Source organism: Allocoleopsis franciscana PCC 7113 (genome assembly GCF_000317515.1).
GTDB lineage: Bacteria > Cyanobacteriota > Cyanobacteriia > Cyanobacteriales > Coleofasciculaceae > Allocoleopsis > Allocoleopsis franciscana.
On the sequence record NC_019738.1, the window covers coordinates 7,334,480 to 7,356,105 of the forward strand.

Here is a 21,626-nt window from a genome sequence, read left to right on the forward strand (position 1 = left end):
TCGGTTGATGATGCCATAGTTTCAACCTGAGCTGATCAATGAGTGAGATACTCAACTAGATTAAAATCAGAGCAGTAAGTTACGTGCTTAACTTGCGAACTGCTATTGTCCTGATCCCGTGACGGAAGCCAACTATATTTAGGTATTGGCTGATTTTGCATCTACCTTTAAATAGTTTTTTTGAAATCTTTAGAAGATGTTCAATATGGTAGTAGCAGAATTTTTTATTCCCCACGGACATTGCTATCTCTGGAAGCCTGGGTTAGTAGGGTTGCATGTTGTATCAGATGCTTTGACAGCGCTAGCTTATTACTCAATTCCGCTAATCCTAATTTATTTCGTCACTAAGAGACGAGATGTACCCTTCAACTGGATTTTCCTATTATTTGGTGCCTTCATCATTTCTTGTGGCACCACTCACATTATGGAAATCTGGACGCTTTGGCATCCAAACTATTGGTTATCGGGTTGTATCAAAGCGTTTACTGCCATTGTCTCCATCTATACGGCGAGTGAGCTAGTCTCGTTACTTCCCCAAGCCCTAGCACTTCCTAGCACCGCCCAACTTGAAAAGGAAATTCGAGAACGCCAAAAAGCAGAAGCGGCATTGTTAAGGGAGAAAAACCACCTTGCTCAAGCGCAAAAAGTCGCCCATGTAGGAAGTTGGGAATTCGACTTAACGACTCAAGAGATTGCGTGGTCTGATGAAACCTTCCGGATTTACGGTCTCACGCCAGGACAACCAACACCAACCCTGATTGAACATCGACAAAAGATTCATCCAGAGGATGGAACGGTTTGGGAGACAACGGTTAACGAGCTTGTGGTCGGAAAATCTGGCGAATTGGAGTTTCGGATTGTGCGACCTGACGGTCAAGTCCGGCATATTTTGGCTCACGGAGAACCGATTTTTAACGCCGACGGTCAGGTTTATAAGCTATTTGGGACAGTACTGGATATTAGCGATCGCATCGTAGCCCAACAGCGAGAACGATTAGTCGGAGAAATTGCCCTCAAGATTCACCACTCCCTAGAGCTCGATGAAATTCTCAATACCACCGTCACGGAAGTTCGGCAGTTTCTCGAAACTGACCGGGCGCTGATTTACCGCTTCAATCCTGACTGGAGTGGGTATATTGCCGTTGAATCAGTAGGTGCTGACTTTCTATCAGTTCTAGACATGACCATCAATGACCACTGCTTTGGCTCATATTACGCTCAACTTTATCAGCAAGGTCGAGTCAGAGCGATCGCTAATATTTATACAGAAGGTCTACAACGTTGCCACATCGAATTACTCGCACCCCTTCAAGTCACTGCCAACTTAATCGTCCCGATTCTCTTGGGCGAAAAATTGTGGGGTCTATTGATTGCCCATCACTGTCGAGGTGAAAGGAACTGGCAGTCTTATGAGATCGAGCTATTGCAGCAGCTAGCAACACAAGTGGCGATCGCTCTCCAGCAGTCGGAACTCTATTCTAGGGTGCAGGCGGAACTCGTTGAGCGGCAACGGATCGAGCAAGAGCTACGCATCAGTGAAGAGCTATACCGTTCCGTCGTGACGGCAATGTCTGAGGGAATTGTACTTCAACAGGTGGACGGTCGGATTACGGCCTGCAATGCTAGCGCCGAACACATCTTGGGACTTCCAGCCCAAGAGATATTCAAACGAACCTCAATTGACCCGCCATGCTGGCAAACGATTTACGAAGATGGATCACCCTTCCCTGGTGAACTGCATCCCGCGATGGTGACCTTACGCACAGGCAAACCCCAGTCTAACGTGATTATGGGTATCCGCAAACTGGATGGAGCGCTCATCTGGATTGCGATTAATTCCCAACCGCTGTTTCACCCAAAAGAAACCCAACCCTATGCCGTCGTCACCTCATTTTCTGACATCACCGACCGCAGGATAGCTGAAGAGGCGTTGCGATCGCTCACCCAGCAAGAACGAGAGAGAGCGTTGCAACTAGAACAAGCCTTGAAACAACTCCAACACACCCAAGCCCAGTTGGTGCAGAATGAAAAAATGGTCAGTTTGGGTCAGCTAGTGGCAGGAGTGGCTCACGAAATCAACAACCCCACAAGCTTCATTTACGGCAATATCTACGTGGCGAGTGATTATGCTCAAGACTTGCTGCACCTGATCGAACTTTATGCCAAGCACTACAAAGAACCAGTTGCAGAAATTGCCGAATACATAGAACGCATTGACATAGATTTCATCGTTGAAGATTTCTCAAAACTGCTAGCCTCGATGAAAGAAGGCGCTCACCGGATTAGTGAGATCGTGCAGTCCCTACGGAACTTCTCCCGCCTTGATGAAATGGAGTGCAAGCCGGTCGATATTCATCAAGGTATTGATAACACCCTGCTCATCCTAAAGCACCGATTGATACAACAATTTTTTAGTGCTGATGGAGCGGCTTCGCAAGAGCTAACGGGATGCGATAGCATTGGCGGCTCTGAGATTCAAGTCATTAAAGAGTATGGTGAACTGCCCTTAATCGAGTGTTACCCAGGGCAGCTTAATCAGGTCTTTATGAATATCATCAGCAATGCCATTGATGCGTTGGCAGATGATCATGGGTCATCAATTATTGATCATGGAGAAGAAAGTTCCAATCACCGATTACCCATTACCAATTACCAATCACCAACGATTTATATTCACACTGAAGTCGTTGACCAGAATTGGATAGTCATCCGCATTGCTGACAACGGTCTTGGCATAAAGGCAGAAGCTCAACCAAGGATATTTGACCCGTTTTTTACGACCAAACCACCAGGAAAGGGGACGGGCTTAGGATTGTCGATTAGCTACCAGATTGTAGTAGATAAACACGGGGGTCAGCTTAGGTGTCATTCAGTCCCAGGTCTTGGGACTGAGTTTGTGATTGATCTGCCAATTAGCCGAAGCTGTAGTGGGATTGAGCAACGCGCACTAGCAGAATTGCACTCGCATTAGGCGCATCACGCAAGGCGCACCACTCGCAGGCGATCGCTTTTCTTCTTGTAAAATTTTCTATCCCTCGCTTGATTCTCCAGTCGGCTGGAGAATGCAACATAGTCTTAGATGCAAGTTAGATAGAGCCTTGCATGAGGAATGGATGTCTTAAATCAGGAGAGACGCGATGGATAACGCAACGCTCAAACTCCGAGGGATGAGTTGTGCCTCTTGTGCAAACAGTATCGAAGAGACAATTAGCTTAGTGCCAGGGGTTGAAGAATGTCAGGTCAACTTTGGTGCAGAACAAGCCACTGTTACCTATGACCCCCAAAAAACAGACTTAGAAGCCATTCAGAATGCCGTCGATGCAGCAGGATACTCTGCCTACCTCCTCCAGGAACAAGACTTGTTGAGTGGGGACGATGATGCGGAAAAAGCGACTCGTCTCGCTGAGTCGCGTGCCTTGACAGGTAAGCTTTGGGTGGCTGGCATCATCAGCATACTGCTAGTTGTTGGCTCACTACCACTGATGACGGGACTCAGTCTACCCTGGCTCCCAACCTGGCTGCACAATCCTTTGTTGCAGTTAGTGCTGACAACACCCGTGCTGTTTTGGTGTGGGGTATCGTTTTTTATTAATGCCTGGAAAGCTTTCAAACGCCACGCGGCAACGATGGATACATTGGTAGCAATTGGTACAGGTTCCGCCTATCTTTATTCTCTTTTTCCTACCTTTTTTCCTGAATTTTTCACAACTCAAGGATTACCGGCTGATATTTACTATGAAGCCGCTACCGTCATCGTCACTCTGATTTTGTTGGGACGATTGTTAGAGAATCGCGCCAAGGGACAAACGTCAGAAGCCATCCGTTCTCTTGTGGGATTGCAAGCTAAAACGGCTCGTGTCATTCGCCAGGGTACAGAGGTCGATATTCCCATTGCTGAAGTGGTGGTGGGAGATGTAATTCTGGTTCGTCCGGGCGAAAAAATTCCGGTGGATGGAAAAATTGTTGATGGCTCCTCAACGATTGATGAGGCAATGGTAACGGGTGAAAGTGTGCCCGTGAAAAAACAAACAGGTGATGAAGTTATTGGAGCTACGATTAACAAAACTGGCAGCTTTAAGTTCCAAACCACACGAGTTGGAAAAGATACATTCCTAGCTCAAATTGTGAAATTAGTACAGCAAGCACAAGGCTCTAAAGCACCCATTCAACGATTGGCTGATAAAGTGACAGGATGGTTTGTACCTGCTGTGATTGCCATTGCGATCGCTACTTTCATAATCTGGTACAACATCATGGGGAATGTCACGATGGCGTTAATCACAACCGTGGGCGTTCTCATTATCGCTTGTCCCTGTGCGCTGGGTTTAGCCACACCTACATCAATCATGGTAGGTACAGGTAAGGGGGCAGAAAATGGCATCCTGATTAAAGGTGCAGAAAGTCTTGAACTGGCACACCAATTGCAAACGATTGTTCTCGACAAAACAGGTACTATCACTCAAGGCAAGCCGACTGTAACTGACTTCGTAACAGTCAATGGTACAGCCAATAGTAATGAACTCAAACTTTTGCGTTTAGCGGCATCTGTTGAACGGAATTCAGAACATCCCTTGGCTGAAGCGGTTGTGCAGTATGCTCAATCCCAAGGTGTGGAATTAACTGATTCACAGAAATTTGAAGCCATAGCAGGTAGTGGTGTACAAGGCTATGTATCGAATCAATTCGTGAAAATTGGGACGCACCGTTGGATGACTGAATTAAGCATTGATACAAGCGCTTTGCAAACACATTGGGAGCGATTAGAATACCTCGGTAAAACCGTAATTTGGATAGCAGTGAATGGCAAAATTCAAGCCATTATGGGCATTACCGATGCTGTGAAATCTTCTTCTGTCAGTGCAATTCGTAGTTTACAGCGCATGGGATTGTCCGTAGTTATGTTAACTGGAGATAATCGCCGTACTGCTGAAGTCATTGCGCGTGAAGTGGGGATTAAACGAGTCTTTGCCGAAGTTCGTCCAGATCAAAAAGCTGCAACGGTTGAGAAACTTCAGTCTGAAGGGAAGATTGTGGCAATGGTGGGCGATGGTATCAACGATGCACCCGCTTTGGCACAAGCCGATGTTGGTATGGCAATTGGAACGGGAACCGATGTTGCAATTGCTGCTAGTGATATCACCCTGATTTCTGGAGATTTACAAGGTATTTTTACCGCGATTCAACTGTCTCGCGCCACGATGCAAAACATCAAACAAAATCTATTCTTTGCCTTCATCTACAACGTAGCAGGAATTCCGATCGCAGCCGGCATTCTTTTCCCTATTTTTGGTTGGCTGCTCAGTCCCATTATTGCAGGTGTAGCCATGGCTTTTAGTTCTGTCTCCGTTGTTACAAACGCCCTGCGTCTGCGTAATTTTCAACCCAAAACCCTAGGTTAAGTGCATCATTAAATCAAAGGATAAATAACAATGTCTAAGAAGGTTACGTTTTTTGGGACATTAGCGGTATTCGGATTTTTGTTAGGGGTAATTTCAGGAGCAATTGCCGCAGAAATACCGACTGAACACTCTAATACATCTACCCAAAGAACAACTCAATTCCGACGGATCGAACAACCATTAAGTAACAAAGTTGCGGTTACTCTTGGTGGATTAGGATTAATTGGGTTAGAACTTTGGTGGTTCAAATTCAATAAGCCAAAGTCTCAGAAAGCCGTGGCAGCCGATGGAGGAATTCAAGAAGTGGCTGTTACCGTCGATGGTGGCTATGAGCCGAGTCGTATTGTAGTGCAAACTGGTCAACCTGTGCGGTTAAACTTCTTCCGTAAAGACAAAAGCAGTTGTTTGGAACAGGTACTTATTCCAGATTTTCACATCGCCGTTGATTTACCGCTTAATGAAGTGACGGCGGTGGAGTTTACACCTGAACAAACGGGAGATTATGTTTTTACCTGCGGCATGAATATGTTTCGCGGTTCCATAGAAGTACAGGAATCTAATACTGGCTAAAAAGACACGGGTGGGAAGAAGCTGATATGGAGACTAATCATAGATAATTCTTGCTGCGAAACAGGTCTACCAAACAGGCAAAAGTTTTTTCGTTACCCCTTGACTCTCCAGCCAACTAGAGATTTTAAGATAAATTTAGAAGTAAATGAGATGATTGACAGCTATGACACTACAACTCAAGATTCCCAAATAAGCTTGCTCTGCTTGCGTCAAAACTGTAACAGAAGCCATCAAAACCGTTGATACTAATGCCACCATTGACGCCAATGTCAAAACTCAAGTGGTGAGCATCCAAACTCAATCATCCGAAGCAGCAATCAAAGAAGCAATTGCTGATGTTGGATATCCAGCTACCTAATTAGTTCAGATTGTTCTACATTTTCTTTTTGAGCAGAACAAACTATGTTTGGGTTGGGTCAACTGTAGGTTAAGTTGCTTAGAGTTGACCCATGAAATCAAGTTGATGCCATTCCCTGATTACTAGTTACCCTGCTGACGCTGTTGCCGTTGTTGTTGCCACTGTGAGCGCATTTGCTCCATTTGTTGCCGCTGCTCAGGTGTCAGAACTTGAGACATGCGGGATTTTTGTGTTTCCATAATTTCTTTGATTCTGGCTTGCTGCTCTGATGTCAGGTTCAGGGATGCCATCATGCCCCCGCGCCGTCCTTGTCCTTGACGAGCTTGTCTTTGACCGTTTTGCCCCTGACGGTTTTGCTTCATCGTTTCCATCTGTGCCCGTTGCTCTGGGGTGAGGACAGCTTCAATCTGGGCGCGAGTCTCTTGCTTGATTTGACGCATTTGCTGTTTTTGAGCATCACTTAGATTGAGCTTCGCCCATTTACCTTCTTTACCTTGACGTTGCCCTTGTTGTGCCTGTGCTAGCAATCGCTGTGCGGATGGGTTAGCTTGGGCGTTGACGGCGAAGGGAGCTGCAACAGCACCAAGAACAAGTACTCCCGCTAGCATTGGCATCAGTTTGATTTTCATTGTGACCTCGTTGAGTATCGCTTGAGTTCGATGTCCTCATCATAGGAATTTCCATTCTTAACCCACATGAGCAGAAAGTCATGAATTCAAGCATGACTTTTGTCATAAACCACTTAGGGAAGAAAGTGATGAGCCGTTTTAGCCTGAAACAATTTAACGTAGGAATAGGTCTTTAACCTATTCCTGTGAGCCGTCCCATCCAAGTCCAAAATCATCCCTTTCGATTTCTACTCTACCTAGAGTGGATGCTGCTATTCGTTGCTATTTTTACTGAACTTATCCCTTCCCCCCATCAACGAATTTTTCGCTTACCAGAGCTAACTGTTTCGCTAATTATTGGCTTTGGGTTGATAGGCTTGCGATTACCCACAGGTAAGCTGCGTTACAAGGTTCTCTATACAATCCTAGAAGTTTTCCTGATTTTACTCACCTCAATTACAGGGGGAAGAACAGTCCGACTTTTTCCTTTACTCTATCTAATTGTGGTGACTCGCAGTTGCTTAATCTTTCAACTGCCCGGTCGTTTGATGGTGACGAGTTTATCGTTTTGTTTATTTTTGCTCACCTTACTCCGCCGCTTTCAACGTATACCCACATCACCCCTTTTACAGGAGCGATTACAGTTTTTTATTCTCGGATATGCGCTCTTATTTGGATTAACGTTCGTATTTGTCTTACTATCGATGAATTCAATGGTTGCCGAGCGTCAGAGCCGAGAAAAACTAGCGATCGCCAATGAAAAACTGCGGCAGTACGCCCTACGAATTGAAAATCAAGCCATCCTCCAAGAGCGAAACCGCATTGCCCGTGATATTCATGATTCTCTAGGACATTCCCTAACCGCACTCAATATTCAGCTCGAAACCGCCCTAAAGCTTTGGCAATCCAATCCTGACAAAGCGAAAACCTTTTTAGCACGGGCGAAAGACCTGGGTTCTCAATCGCTCCAAGAGGTACGACAATCCGTCTCTACTATGCGTTCTGACCCCGTGCAAGGGCGTCCCCTCGAAGATGCGATCGCCGATTTAGCAGAAGAACTTCACCGCTCAACGGGTATCTCTCCCACTTGTCGCCTGCTTGTCACCCGTCCCCTCCCGGCTGAGTTGCACACGGCTGTCTACCGAATTGTACAAGAATCATTGACAAATATTTGTAAATATGCAGAAGCAAGCGAAGTCAAAATTCAGCTACAAGCCACTACACACGAGCTGAACTTAATTATTCAGGATAATGGCAGAGGATTTAATGTAGAAACCAATACAACGGGTTTTGGCCTACAAGGGATGCGGGAACGCACTTTGGCATTGGGGGGTCAGTTGCTGATTGAAAGTCAACCCGGTGCTGGTTGCCAAATTAACGCCCATTTTCCCTTACCCCACCAACTATAAAAAGAAGAGAAAACTTCATTCTCGATAGCCCTATTTTTACCATAATGCCTGACCCATTAATGACAACTGAACCTATGAATATGATTCGGATATTACTTGTCGATGACCAGGGTTTAATTCGTCAAGGATTGAGAGCATTATTAGAACTAGAGACGGATTTAGAAGTTGTGGGAGAAGCGGAAAACGGGCAAAGTGCGATCGCGCTCGTCGAAACATTACACCCCGATGTCGTGCTGCTGGATATTCGGATGCCTGTGATGGATGGAGTCGCTGTCACACGAGAAATTGGTCAACGCTTTACGGACACAAAAGTCTTAGTCCTAACCACATTTGATGATGAACAATATGTCGCACAGGCGCTGCACTATGGGGCAAAAGGCTATTTGCTCAAAGACACCCCTTCGGAAGAGCTAGCGGCAGCCATTCGAGCCGTTTACAAAGGTTACACTCAACTGGGGCCAGGATTGTTTGAAAAGGCAATGCCAAAAGTTCCTACTCCTCCTACTAATCCTCCAGATGGTTGGGAACAGTTAACGCCGAGAGAAAAGGAAGTTTTAAAGTTAATTGCAGCCGGAGCTAATAATCGCGAGATTGCAGAATCGCTCTACATTTCCGAAGGAACCGTGAAAAATCATGTGACACGTATTCTTAATCAGTTAGGTTTGCGCGATCGCACCCAGGCCGCCATTTTAGCTCACTCCTTTTTACGCTAGACCAGGCTGACAAAAATAAGTAACCCGTTTTTCGTCGGTGTTTCTCCCACTCTCCGCGTGGGCACCTGGCTTTTTAGTGAGGAGGCACTGCCCCTACACCCCACTCTCATCTCCCGTCACTTCCCTTCATGGTGTTGAGCGACCCTGTGATGGGTATCACAAAAGGATATATCTTCGCATCACACTTTATCTATCTTAGGGATCACAGAGAAATCTTGATAAAAAGTTCATATTAGTTACATAGAAAAGAAAATTTTTTTGGTAAAGATACTATGTCAGCCCAACTCTTTTCCTCTTCGATGAGCATTGAAGAGCGCGTTGCACAAATCTTGATGGAGCGAAGAGTTACTTATACCGATCAGCAAATGCTCAGGTGGGCTTTAGTGTCTCAACAGGAGCTTGATGAGCAAGAGCGGACGCTGATTGATCGAGTATTTTACGGTGTGCGGCATGGCTTACTCAGAGTCGTCGAATCCATCGATTAGAAACATCAATAGAAAACAGCGGTTTTGGCTACATTAAGAAATAAGAAAATGAGACTCACCGTTTAATTTTAAAAAAGGCAAAAAACTTTCAAAAATTAACGTTTTATTCCTGATAAATTGAGTAGGCAGTTATCGATTGATAGAGGGTAAACTCAAACAGAATGAAACAATTCAATTGATTCTTAATGGGCAAAGCCAGTCTAAACATAAACAAAAGAAGTCACGCTCTACCGCTAAGAGGAAGCCTCTTGAGTCAGTTATTTTTCTTGACTCTATTGAGATAGGCTTCTATTTTTTGATGAAGTTTTACGGCTAGTTTTTACGAATTTTAACGGATTCTGTGGGTTAATAATTGTTTACCAAACTTTGGAAAAGTACAGTTCTTTTTACTAAAAAACAAGGAAGAATAGAAATAGAGATTTTTCAATAAAACCCACCAAAATCTCCTCTAATTTCTGAGGATAATACAGATTATTATGTTAAAAAAACATTCATGTCCTTGTTGTTCACAGCCCCTACTGAGACATATTTCTTTCAAAAGGACTTTCTGGTTTTGTAGCCACTGCCACCAAGAAATGCCAGACCTAGCTAACTGGCAAGAGACTCAAGTCTGTCAGCAACATTGGCTCACTAAGAATATACCCGTTCGCCAAGCCAGGACAGAAGAATTCCAGCACAGTGCAAATTTGTCCTCTCTAGGGCTATCACAAAGATTTTCAGAATTAATCGAAGAATCTCAACTCGCGACCCGATAACCCTGAGCTTTACAAGGCAGGAGATGTTTAAGCTACTTATCCTCAAAAACTCTTGCCATTACCTATTACCTATTACCTATTACCTATTACCTATTACCAGAAATTACAGAGTGTGACACTCAACTCGTGAGGAATGTAAATTTTAACGTTTAAAATCAGACTTTGACGCAAGAAAAACGAATGCCGTTTTTTGTAAGGTGGGTCACGCCCACCTTACGACTCATTTTTCCCACTAACAGAGTTATTGGGGGTTATTCCCTAACCAGAAACAGGAACTACATTCGGTCAGTTTGGCAATAGGTTGTACCGTTGGGCATGATGGCTCCTTCTAAAGAAGCTTCACTTAAATTAGCTCCCTCCAAATTGGCTCCAATTAAATTCGCTTCATTTAGATTAGTGCTACTGAGATTAGCATTGGTTAGATAAGTGAGTAGCAAACCCGATCGCAGCAGATTAGCCTGACTTAAGTTGGCGTCCAGCAAATTCGCCTCCAGCAGATTCGCGCCCGACAAATTCGCCTTCGATAAATTCGCTTTGTGCAAGTTGGCTTTACTCAGTTCTGCTCCCCGTAAGTTAGCCTTTTTCAACAGCACTCCAGTCAGGTTCGCTCGCGTCAGATTAGCTCCTTGCAAGTCAGCGCCACTCAGATCAGCATGGCTTAAATTAGCTTCCCGCAAATCAGCGCCACTCAGATTCGCGCCACTCAGATTTGCCCCACTCAGATTTGCTCCTTTGAGATCGGCTTCACTCAGGTCAGCCTCTTCCAGATTAGCCTGACGCAAGTTCACTCGATTCAAATAAGCCCGAACCAAACTCGCTCCACTCAAATTGGCTTCACTCAAATCAGCTTCACCGAGGATGGCTCGATTTAATATGGCCTTTTTCAAATCCGCTTGGACAAGAATAGCTCGGCTTAACGTTGCTCCCGTCAAGTTCACTTTTGTCAGTTTTGCGCCTTTGATTAAGGCACCAATCAGGCTGACACCAATCAAAGTAGCCCCTTTTAAGTCAGCTCCTGATAGCAATGCACCTGATAAAATGGCTCCACTCAAATCTGCCTCACTCAAAATTGCCTGAGTCAGGTCTGCTCGTGAGAGAGTGGTTTCAATGAGTTGCGCTTTTGTGAAATTGGCAACCCTCAAATCGGCATTGCTGAGATTCGCTCTAATCAGCTTAGTCTTTGTGAAATTAGCCCCATTCAAATGGGCTGAACTGAGATTGATTCGATTGAGATTAGAGCCACTTAAATCAACTCCACTGAGTTTGGCACCCGAAAAATTACGTTCTCCTGTTTCGTGCCGACTCAAAAGTTCGTTTTCAGTTGAAAATTCGCTTGCTTTCATAAATTTTGCCTGATTTTCCTTGCTGTTTATCAGCTCCAGGCTCGACCTGATTTTCTTAAAAGAACGCTCAGGTGGCAAAGGTTAGCTAATAACTCCTTGGAACTTACTAAAGTTAAGAAATGCTTGACGAAAAGAAGAGTAGTGGTCAAAACGTTGATGTTAGATTCTTGGTGCAATCTAAGAACTATCAAAATTTTTGACTCATGGCTAAATTAGCCATCTAAAGCCATGTCAATGAATGAAAAAATGATCGGAGCAGAGGAAAACGAATAGGATTTTATTAAGAAAGTAGAGTTCATCTCAAGACTTTTTCTCAGTTAAGAGCTAGCCTTTTCATGACCTCAACCGCTAAGGGTTATCTCCCGCTCGAACATCAGTGAGTTATCTCAAGCTGAGCGCAGGAAACCTTCCCTAGCCATAGGGACTCTCGATAGAGCCACGATTAATGGTGTCCATAACCTCTGTGAAACAAAGAAAGCTGTTTTCAGGCGACTCAGCTTATGTCACCTCCCTCATATCCTGCACTAATTTGGTCAGACGGAATCACAGAAGAACTTCCATCTGTATTGGGGTTTACCCAAAGCCTGCTGTCACAACCGCTACAAAAATCCTTCCCAGAACAGCTGGTTTTGCTTCCAGCCAGGTCTCGGCATCAAACTGGAAAAGTCTCTTGTCTTAAATGCCCCGGTGGACTTGACTGCTGCTCCCAAGTCTTGGCTCGGCGTCATACAGTTGGATCAGGATTGTGTTCCGTTTAGCTAGTGCTTACTGAATAATCTGTCTTTAGAACTATAACGTGCTTTAAAGAAAGCGCCTTGTTTGGCACTTATCCGTTCCAATCCTACAGAAGCACTCCCAGTGCAAAGATCGTGGGCATGGTCAATTGAATTTGCCCTCGAACGGCAAGAAGCCAACTCTAAAAAACTTATTCTATAAAGATAAGGGTTGCATGTCAGCGTCGGCAAGCTACAGTTACTATTTTCAACGTTTTGTGCTATTCAACTCCAAGAACTGACCTTATTAGCGACATAGGAGATAGCCTGTGATTGACTTTGATTCCTTGATTCATGAGGAAGTCCTACTTGCGCCCCCACATCCCCTAGAGCAGAATTTGGAATTGCCGATTCCCGATTATCGCAGTGCTTCTGTTCAGGAAATTCGGGAGATTCAGCGGCGCGATCGCATTCCTGGAGTCGTCAAACGTTTCGTTTTCTTGGATGCCGATACCTTTTGGGAATACTGGTGGTGTGTACCTGGTCGTATCCTTTTACCAGAAGATGTGGAACTGTTAGCTCGTGATCTCTCCCGTGTGGAGAACATCCTCGCTAAACTGATTTGGCTGTTTGGAGGATTCTGTTTTACTAAAAACAGCCACCGTGATGGTGAACAAATCCCGATCCATAACTGGCAAGATGTGATCAAGTTTGCTCAGCAGCAAGGATTCGAGTCTTATTTCCTGGATATCGACTTTATGCCTCTGGCCATTAAGCACGATTTTCGGCATTCCACCTCAGATGAAACAGACTCTCAAGCCTCTCATATTGCAGTTGAACCCGCACATTGGCATATTGAATTTTTGCGGCTTATCCCTACTCTAGGTGGGTTTGAACTCCAAGATCAAAAGATAGTTTGTAGTTGCCAAATCTGGACAGGAAAACCCTTCTTAAAGCATCTAGCTTCGGGCATATCTTCAACTCGTTATGACTTATGGGTTGCCCGTCCTATGGACATTACCCAACCCCCTTGGCTCAAGTAGTCTATATCACAAACATATATTCAGGTTTATGTTAAGCTGAGGTGCCTAAACTCAATTAATAAAATTGGGCTTTCAATTGTGTTCAGATGAAAGCCAGCCTCTTGTGCCAATGACAAAAACTACAGGGTTAGCCCCAAAAGCCTTAGGTTATTGGGCGTATCTAGCGATCGAAAAACACTTCCAAAAAACGCTAAAACACGAAAGCGACGTTATTGCCGACAAAGACCCAGAAGCTTTACATCAAATGCGCGTCGGGATGCGCCGTCTGCGTACAGCCGTTCATGGTTTTTCACCCGCACTCTCACTCCCAACAGCCGCTCAAGAGAAAAAAATTGCCAAAGTTGCCCGACAATTGGGCGAATTGCGGGATATCGATGTACTGCAAGACACCCTGAAAAATCAGTACCTCCAGACCCTACCGCCACCCGAACAAGACGCTCTCAAAAAAGTTTTGGCAACCCTCAAAAAGCAGCGTCAAAAATCATTAGAACTCGTTCAAACAACCCTCAAAGAGGGACGCTATGAGGAACTCAAACAGGGGTTTCAAAACTGGCTCAGGCAACCGAGTTATGGAGAATTTGCAGAATTTCCCATTGATGAGATTTTGCCAGATTTGCTCCTGCCCCTCCTGAGTCAATTTTTGCTCCATCCAGCTTGGCTAGTCGGCGTAAAGCTGACGGGTGGGGAGATTGCGGCTCCCAGCGGCCTAAATTCGGAAATCGTGGTGCAGCTTTTAACCGCGCACGGAGATAGTATTCATAGCCTGCGGAAACAAGCCAAGCGAGTGCGCTATCAGATGGAACTCTTTACAGACTTCTATCCCTCAACTTATGAGAATTATCTCAAAGACATCAAAAATATCCAAAGCATTTTGGGGCACATTCAAGACAGTTTCGTATTAGCTGAATTTTTGCAAGGAACTCTTGATTCAGGGAATATCAATCAACTGCCAACCCTGGCGAGTCAGTTCACAGAAGCGCGTTACCAAGCTTGGCAGGAATGGCGACCTTTACAACAACGATATCTTAATCCCCAAACCCGAAGAGATTTGCATCAGACCTTACTCAAACCTGTTGCTCCAAAAACAGATTAGGGAGCAGTAGACCCTTTGAGGAATTGCTCTGACTCTCAGGTGAGTGCTTAATCTTGGGATTACCCAGCCTTTACCTGGGTGGCTTAAAGTAGGGCTGGCAATCTACGCCAGTTAGTACACAGCACCAAAAGAGTTGCACCTCATGCCCCAAGCTACCAGAGCAATTCTCGAACTCGACCACAATGAGTTAAGGGAAGGACGCCGCTTACATTTTTATGCCAAAGGTGAAGGCATCCCCCTCGTTTCCCAGGGTGTCTGGCAGGTTTGCCAGGGACTCGTGCAGTTAAGTACGCCATGCCTGAATGGCGAAGAGGTGTGGCTGGGTTGGGCAGACCCTTCCATGTTCTTCGGTCAGTGGTTTTCCTTGCTGCAAGCGTACCAAGCAACAGCCTTGTCTGATGTTCATCTCATCTGGTTTTCTTTAGCAGAAATCAACGCTTCCCCACGTCTGTCTCAGATTGTTTTACCGCAGATGGTACGTCGGATGCGGCAGACAGAAGCGTTGCTCGCGATTTCAGGTCAACGCCGGGTTGAAGAACGCTTGCACCAATTGTTCCTGCTGATGAAGGAAGAAATTGGGGAACCGATGCCCGAAGGGACTCGCCTAAGAGTGCGTTTAACTCACCAGAACTTAGCCAATGCCATCGGCACTACGCGAGTAACCGTCACGCGACTCCTTAGCAAGCTGAAACGTGAAGGTGCCATTACTATTGATCGCGATCGCCATATTATCCTGAATGACAGCTTCAAAAATCTTGCCAATTGGTGAGCGCCATTTACGAAAAAATCCTTTAGAATATCAGCTTCACATCTATTACAAATAGTGAGTTGCATTCTTTAGGAGTAAGGCTCTGTCTCTCGACGCTCTTTCAATTCCCCCAGCTTCGGGTCAGACCCCCCATGGACTGATCGTAATCTTACATGGATGGGGAGCCAACGCCCAAGATTTGGCCTCTCTCGTGCCAATGTTAAATCTGCCCGATTACCACTTCCTGCTTCCTAATGCTCCTTTTTCTCACCCTCAGGTAGCGGGAGGCAAGATGTGGTATGACTTAGCCAGAGAAGATTATAAGGGTTTAACCCTCAGCCAAGAACTGCTAGAAGATTGGCTCAAGTCTTTAGCCAGTACAATCGGTGTTCCCTTGGAAGCCACCATTTTGAGTGGGTTTTCTCAAGGTGGCGCAATGACCCTTGATGTCGGTTTAATGTTACCGCTAGGGGGTTTAATCTGTATGAGTGGCTACCTGCATCGAACACCACAAGATATTGAACCGCCTTTGCCATCGGTTTTAATTGTGCATGGGAGACAAGATACTGTGGTGCCAATTACAGCCGCTCAAAGAGTACGAGATTTTTTACTCAGCCTGGGGGCACCGATGCAGTATAAAGAATTTGAGATGGGGCATGAGATTCGACCCGAAGTCGTAGAGGTGATTCGGGAGTTTATTTTAGTTAATACTGGAGTTGCCCCAGATTAAATCACGCCAAATCTAGAACTGTTCTCCCTTTCCTGCTCGATTTCGAGCCAATTCAAAGGTGATTTTATTGACTTTTGTGGGGACAGCCTTAAAATTTCACAACACCTTCACTTAATACTTCGTAGTTTTAAACCCAGTCCTGTCAAGGAATAGGGATAATAGGATAGGCGGATGTTAAAGCTATTTAGCATTTGACACAGCGGCTAATCAAGGGAGGCGCGAGCAATGGCAACTTTAACCTTAACTCTTCGAGAGCGCGATTTAATGGCTCTCACGGCAGATGACGTTGCAGAACTAGCTGGACGTTTAGAACGGGATGATTACACCAATGCGTTTGAGGGACTGGACGATTGGCATTTACTTCGTGCTTTAGCATTTCAACGTCCAGAGTTAATCGAACCCTACCTCTACTTGCTCGATCTAGAAGGGTACGATGAAGCCTGAGCAACTCCCTAACCAGGGCTGGGAAGGCAGGCGAGTTCTAGTTGGTGTAGGCGGCGGCATCGCCGCCTATAAAGTTTGTCAGGTGATTTCTACCTTATTTAAATCAGGGGTAGACGTGAGAGTCATTCTCACCCAATCCGCTCAAGAATTTATCACTCCCTTAACCCTAACCACACTTTCGCGCCATCCAGCTTATACAGACTCAGCTTTTTGGCAACCCACTCACACTCGTCCGTTACATATTGAGTTAGGGGAATGGGCACAGGTGTTTGTGATTGCTCCCCTGACGGCAAATACTGTGGGGAAATTAGCCCACGGCTTAGCCGATAATTTACTAACGAATACAGTCCTCGCTTCTGGTTGTCCCATACTGTTGGCACCGGCAATGAATACCCAAATGTGGGAACAGCAGTCGGTGCAACGAAACTGGCAGCAATTGCTGAGGGATTCTCGATATCATCATGTCGGGCCAGATGCAGGATTGTTGGCGTGCGCTAGCGTAGCGGACGTGAAACGTCATCGCATCGGTTCTGGACGCATGGCAGAACCGGATGAGATCTTGGCATCGGTGCGATCGCTCCTGCATACAAATGGTAAGCGCGATTTAGTCGGCAAGCGAGTTTTAATCAGCACCGGCGGAACCCAGGAATATCTTGACCCAGTTCGCTTCATTGGCAATCCATCTACAGGTAAGATGGGTCTAGCTTTGGCACAAGCGGCATTGCACCGAGGAGCCACAGTCACCCTGATTCATGCCCCCATCACCTGGGAGGTACCATCAGGCATTCGCGCCATTGCGGTGGTGAGTGCAGCCCAGATGGGACAAGCCATGTTGGAATGCTTTCCCGATGCAGATGTGATTGTGATGGCAGCCGCAGTAGCAGATGTCAAGCCGGCTGAATATACCCCGGAGAAGTTACCAAAAAAATTACTCCCCAATTCCTTACCCTTAGAACCTGTGCCGGATATCTTGGCAGAGTTAGGGCAACGCAAACAGCCGCATCAATGCTTAATTGGCTTTGCTGCACAAACTGGGGATATTGTCAAGCCTGCCTTGGAGAAATTGCGGAACAAGAAATTAGATGCGATCGCGGCTAACCCGATCGATAAACCGAATAGTGGTTTTGGTAGCGATACGAATCAAGCCATATTTCTCGATAAGCAAGGACGGCAGGTAGAAATTGAACCTTGTAGTAAATTACAACTCGCTCATCATTTGTTTGATTTTGTCGGTAATATTCCACGCGAGTAGAGGGCAGTTGCTTGACAGCCTATACTAGGAAAATTCTGGAATAGTTGATAAAACAGAGTATCGGGTTTCACGTTTTAGGTCAGGGGCAGTTCGATAGTGAAGTTGTTCTCAGAGAATGTTTATCAAGTTCCGAATCAGCGTCAAGCCCAGAATTTATCTGATTCAGGCTTGCCTGTACAAGCAGTAGCTGAAACTAAGGGAAGTTACCCTCGGCGTTCATCTAAGAGAAATCAGCCCCCACCAGGATGTCCTCGAATACCCCCCTCGATTAAACTCCGACAGTATCAGCGGCAAGCTGTAGCGAACTGGTTTGGCAATCAGGGGCGAGGCACACTGAAGATGGCGACGGGGAGTGGAAAGACAATTACAGCCCTTGCGATCGCCACTGAACTGTATGAAAAAATCGGTTTACAAGTCTTACTCGTCGTCTGCCCCTACCGCCATCTCGTTACCCAGTGGGCGCGAGAATGTGAAAACTTTAACCTACAACCCATCTTAGCCTTCGAGAATCTCCACAACTGGCAAAGTCAACTTTCCACCGCACTTTACAACATTCAATCTGGCAACCATTCCTTTGTTACCGTCATTACCACCAATGCCACTTTAATCGGAGAAGGGTTACAATCTCAGCTCAATTATTTCCCTGAAAAAACGTTAATTGTCGGCGATGAAGCCCATAACTTAGGTTCACCTCGCTTAGAACAAAGTCTACCTCGCAATATTGGCTTGCGCCTCGCCCTTTCCGCCACCCCAGAACGGTATTTTGATGAGCAGGGAACGCATTTTTTATTGGATTACTTTGGTAGTGTTTTACAACCCGAACTCACCTTAGCGGATGCCATTCGACAAGGGGCACTTGTTCACTATCTTTACTATCCCATTTTGGTGGAATTAACCGAATCCGAGACACTTTCCTATGCCAAATTAACCAAACGCATTGGTTGGGCACTGATGGATGAGGAGGATTTTGAGAGCAATGACACCGTCACATCTTTATTAATGCAACGTGCTCGATTAATTGGAGCAGCGGCGAATAAGTTAGAAGCTTTGCGACAATTAATGATGGGGCGTCTCGATACGTCTCATACCCTATTTTATTGCGGTGATGGTACGATAGAAGGCTCTCTGAGTCAGGAAAATCAGCATCAAATTGGTGCCGTCACCCGGTTACTAGGGGCAGAACTTGGCTATCGCATCAATACTTATACTGCCGATACCCCCTTGATAGAACGAGAAGAATTGCGCCGTCAATTTGAACAGGGTGAATTGCAAGGTTTAGTAGCCATTCGTTGTTTAGATGAAGGTGTTGATATCCCTGCCATTCAAACCGCTGTAATTCTCGCCAGTAGTGGCAATCCGCGCCAGTTTATTCAGCGACGGGGGCGGATTTTGCGCCCACATTCAGGCAAGCAACGCGCTACTTTATTCGACATGATTGTTTTACCACCAGACTTGGGGCGAGAAACCTTGGAAGTGGAACGCAATCTTTTGAAAAAAGAGTTGAAGCGATTTTTAGAATTTGCTGACTTAGCCGATAATGCCGGAGAAGCTAGAATCAAACTTTTACAGCTACAAAAAAGATACGGGCTGTTGGATATGTAAAGGAGGGGAAAAATTAGACATGGTGATGGCATTTAGCTACTCTAACATTCCGGCTACCGTTCGACCCATCGTTGTATCGGAAAAGCGTTCTTCTTACAACGCGCCCATTGAATTGGGTGATGTACAGGAGCCGATTCTTAGCGCTCCCCCGGAAGTTCGACAAATTATTGAGCGGGTGTTACAGGCTGAAAAAGATAAACTCTACATGAAAGTTCCCCGAAACATTAATGACGATATTTTAAAAATAATCAAGGAAGAAGTACAATGAAGCTGATATCGATTCGGCTTTGTAACTTTCGTCAATTCTATGGCAAAACTCCAGAAATCGTCTTAGCGAGTGGCGAGCAAAATACGACCGTTATTCATGGTAATAATGGTGCGGGGAAAACAACGCTGCTTAATGCTTTTACCTGGGTATTATATGAGAAGTTCAGTGCGGCCTTTGCCTCGGAAGAACAATTAGTTAATAAACGAGCGATTGCCGAATCTCCTATGGGGGACGCTGTAGACTGCTGGGTGGAATTGGGGTTTGAACATCAAAATAAACGTTACCAAGCAAAGCGTCTTTGCCGTGCCTACAAAACGGAACTTGGAGTTGAACAGGGACAAAGCGAATTGTATCTTCAGATAGCTGGCGATGATGGACGCTGGTTATTGCCGCAACAACTCCCAGAAGATATCATTGGTCGAATTTTGCCTACCAGCTTACATCAATATTTCTTCTTTGATGGTGAACGGATTGAACAAATTGTTCGCTCGGATAAAAAAGCAGAAATTGCTGAAGCTACAAAGACTTTGCTGGGTGTGGAGGTTTTAAATCGCTCAATCAAACATTTAAAGGAAGCAAAAAAAAGCTTAGAAGCCGAGTTAGCTTTGATTGGAGATTTTGAAACCCGAAAGCTTTTAAAAGAACAGGAAAAACTTGAGCAAGAAAGCCAGGTAATTTCAAATCGCCAAAAGGAAATTGAGCAAGAAATAGCACACCAGGATGAACTAAAAAAGACAGTTGGCAATCGTTTATTAGAACTGGGTGGTGCCCAAGAGTTACAGCGTCTTCGGGATGAACTGGAAGCTAAAGAAAAATTAGTCCGAGAACAGCTTAAACAATCTCAAGAAGCTCAGAAACGAGCGATATCCACACGAGGATATACGGTTTTGCTCTCAGAGGTAACGGCAGAGTTTCGAGAAATTGTTGATGAATTACGGAAAGCAGGGGAGTTGCCTGTTGGGATTAAACGGCAATTTGTTAGCGATTTACTCCACGAACAACGCTGTATTTGTGGCACAGAATTGATCGAGGGAACTTCCACTCATCAGCATGTATCTGCTTGGATGGATAAGGCAGGAATGGCTGATGTGGAAGAAACGGCAATCCGCATGAGTGCACAGGTGGAGGAAATCGACAAGCAAGTGCCTGAATTTTGGGAAAATGTGGATCGGCAACAAGCTAATATTGCTCAGGGAAGAGCCGATCTTTCTCAAATCGAGACGCAGTTGGATGATATTAATAAAAAGCTGCGGACTTATCCCAATGAGGATATTCAACAGTTACAAAAACGATTGGATGAAACGGAAGAAAAGATTCGGGATTTGACCTTAGAAAAAGGAGCCAATCAGCAGAAAATAGAAAGCTTGAAGGCCGAAATAGATCGACAGACGAAGCAAATTACCAAGCACAAGATGAATGAGGCAAAGCAAGCTTTAGCGCAACGACGAATTGCCACAACTCAGGAGGCGATTGAACGCTTAACCGAAGTGCGATCGCGTTTAGAAAATCAGTTCCGCTCTTCTTTAGAAAAGCGAGTTCAAGAAATATTTACTTCCATTTCTTTCACGCCTTATATCCCTAAATTAAGTGAAAAATATGAATTGATGCTGGTTGACCCTACAGGAGGACAAGAAACAATTGTTGCCGCCTCTACAGGGGAGAACCAAATTCTTAGCTTATCGTTTATTGGCGGTATTATTGACCGAGTACGGGAATGGATTCAAGAAAATACTTTGATGGGTCTAGATAGTAGTACGTTTCCCATGGTTATGGATTCTCCTTTCGGAAGTTTGGATGAAATTTACCGCCGACAAATTGCCAAAAAACTTCCTCAATTAGCCAATCAGCTCGTGGTTTTAGTGACTAAGACGCAATGGCGGGGAGAAGTGGAACAAGAGATGGCTCATCGCCTCGGTCGAGAATATGTTTTGACTTATAATTCTCCTAAACTTGATTGCGAAGAAGATGCGATTGAGTTAGGGGGAATTCCCTATCTTTTGGTGAAACGCAGTTCCAGTGAGTTTGAATATACAGAAATTGTCGAAGTGGATTATAGTTTTTAATCCTTTACTTTCTATCCTCTGATATCATGT

Annotated in this window: 18 protein-coding genes and 1 pseudogene; 17 read left to right on the plus strand and 2 right to left on the minus strand. The window is 45.2% G+C overall.

Annotated features, from left to right (window positions below; all coding sequences use genetic code 11):
• Positions 1-205 precede the first annotated feature (205 nt).
• From MIC7113_RS30195 to MIC7113_RS35165, 4 genes and pseudogenes are all read left to right on the plus strand, one after another.
• Positions 206-2,971, plus strand: coding sequence for a GAF domain-containing protein (locus MIC7113_RS30195; protein WP_015185991.1), 2,766 nt, complete (start codon positions 206-208; stop codon positions 2,969-2,971).
• A 166-nt stretch (positions 2,972-3,137) separates the two neighbouring features.
• Positions 3,138-5,399 carry a heavy metal translocating P-type ATPase gene (locus MIC7113_RS30200; RefSeq protein WP_015185992.1) on the plus strand — a complete coding sequence of 754 codons (2,262 nt, stop codon included), beginning with the start codon at positions 3,138-3,140 and terminating at the stop codon, positions 5,397-5,399.
• Between the two features lie 30 nt (positions 5,400-5,429).
• The gene (locus tag MIC7113_RS30205; protein WP_015185993.1) at positions 5,430-5,969 is read left to right on the plus strand and encodes a cupredoxin domain-containing protein; all 540 of its coding nucleotides are present in this window, start codon (positions 5,430-5,432) and stop codon (positions 5,967-5,969) included.
• Between the two features lie 208 nt (positions 5,970-6,177).
• Positions 6,178-6,327: pseudogene (locus MIC7113_RS35165) on the plus strand (copper chaperone); the annotation flags it as partial.
• A 122-nt stretch (positions 6,328-6,449) separates the two neighbouring features.
• Here MIC7113_RS35165 and MIC7113_RS30210 read toward each other — a convergent pair.
• Entirely contained in the window at positions 6,450-6,956 is a 507-nt protein-coding gene (locus MIC7113_RS30210; RefSeq protein ID WP_015185994.1) for an LTXXQ motif protein, read from the minus strand.
• Positions 6,957-7,141: 185 nt separating this feature from the next.
• Between MIC7113_RS30210 and MIC7113_RS30215 the strand changes: the two genes are divergently transcribed.
• The 4 genes from MIC7113_RS30215 (at position 7,142) to MIC7113_RS37395 (ending at position 10,297) form a co-directional block, all read left to right on the plus strand.
• A complete protein-coding gene (locus tag MIC7113_RS30215) occupies positions 7,142-8,344 on the plus strand; it encodes a sensor histidine kinase (protein WP_041780279.1) in 1,203 nt (400 codons plus the stop codon).
• Between the two features lie 80 nt (positions 8,345-8,424).
• Positions 8,425-9,057, plus strand: coding sequence for a response regulator (locus MIC7113_RS30220; protein WP_041780280.1), 633 nt, complete (start codon positions 8,425-8,427; stop codon positions 9,055-9,057).
• Positions 9,058-9,329: 272 nt separating this feature from the next.
• Positions 9,330-9,542, plus strand: a complete 213-nt coding sequence (locus MIC7113_RS30225; RefSeq protein ID WP_015185997.1) for a hypothetical protein — start codon at positions 9,330-9,332, stop codon at positions 9,540-9,542.
• Between the two features lie 575 nt (positions 9,543-10,117).
• Entirely contained in the window at positions 10,118-10,297 is a 180-nt protein-coding gene (locus tag MIC7113_RS37395; protein ID WP_172642216.1) for a hypothetical protein, read from the plus strand.
• A 275-nt stretch (positions 10,298-10,572) separates the two neighbouring features.
• On the opposite strand, the gene MIC7113_RS30235 is transcribed toward MIC7113_RS37395, so the two are convergent.
• On the minus strand, positions 10,573-11,640 hold the full coding sequence (locus MIC7113_RS30235; RefSeq protein WP_015185999.1) for a pentapeptide repeat-containing protein: 1,068 nt from the start codon (positions 11,638-11,640) through the stop codon (positions 10,573-10,575).
• A gap of 1,042 nt (positions 11,641-12,682) precedes the next feature.
• On the opposite strand from MIC7113_RS30235, the gene MIC7113_RS30240 reads away from it, so the two are divergent.
• From MIC7113_RS30240 to MIC7113_RS30280, 9 genes are all read left to right on the plus strand, one after another.
• Positions 12,683-13,396, plus strand: coding sequence for a hypothetical protein (locus MIC7113_RS30240; protein ID WP_015186000.1), 714 nt, complete (start codon positions 12,683-12,685; stop codon positions 13,394-13,396).
• A gap of 109 nt (positions 13,397-13,505) precedes the next feature.
• Positions 13,506-14,489 (plus strand): CHAD domain-containing protein, encoded by a 984-nt coding sequence (locus tag MIC7113_RS30245; RefSeq protein ID WP_015186001.1) that lies wholly within the window; start codon positions 13,506-13,508, stop codon positions 14,487-14,489.
• A 142-nt stretch (positions 14,490-14,631) separates the two neighbouring features.
• A complete protein-coding gene (locus MIC7113_RS30250) occupies positions 14,632-15,258 on the plus strand; it encodes a Crp/Fnr family transcriptional regulator (protein ID WP_015186002.1) in 627 nt (208 codons plus the stop codon).
• Positions 15,259-15,340: 82 nt separating this feature from the next.
• Positions 15,341-15,967, plus strand: coding sequence for an alpha/beta hydrolase (locus MIC7113_RS30255; RefSeq protein ID WP_015186003.1), 627 nt, complete (start codon positions 15,341-15,343; stop codon positions 15,965-15,967).
• A 225-nt stretch (positions 15,968-16,192) separates the two neighbouring features.
• Positions 16,193-16,411, plus strand: a complete 219-nt coding sequence (gene isiD / locus MIC7113_RS30260; RefSeq protein ID WP_015186004.1) for a protein IsiD — start codon at positions 16,193-16,195, stop codon at positions 16,409-16,411.
• Positions 16,401-17,663: a bifunctional phosphopantothenoylcysteine decarboxylase/phosphopantothenate--cysteine ligase CoaBC gene (gene coaBC, locus MIC7113_RS30265; RefSeq protein WP_015186005.1), complete on the plus strand. Its 1,263-nt coding sequence runs from the start codon at positions 16,401-16,403 to the stop codon at positions 17,661-17,663. Before isiD ends, coaBC begins: the two co-directional genes overlap by 11 nt.
• Before the next feature lie 96 nt (positions 17,664-17,759).
• Entirely contained in the window at positions 17,760-19,265 is a 1,506-nt protein-coding gene (locus MIC7113_RS30270) for a DNA phosphorothioation system restriction enzyme (protein WP_015186006.1), read from the plus strand.
• A gap of 25 nt (positions 19,266-19,290) precedes the next feature.
• Positions 19,291-19,533: a hypothetical protein gene (locus MIC7113_RS30275; protein ID WP_041781456.1), complete on the plus strand. Its 243-nt coding sequence runs from the start codon at positions 19,291-19,293 to the stop codon at positions 19,531-19,533.
• A complete protein-coding gene (locus MIC7113_RS30280) occupies positions 19,530-21,596 on the plus strand; it encodes an AAA family ATPase (protein WP_015186008.1) in 2,067 nt (688 codons plus the stop codon). Before MIC7113_RS30275 ends, MIC7113_RS30280 begins: the two co-directional genes overlap by 4 nt.
• Positions 21,597-21,626: the final 30 nt, after the last annotated feature.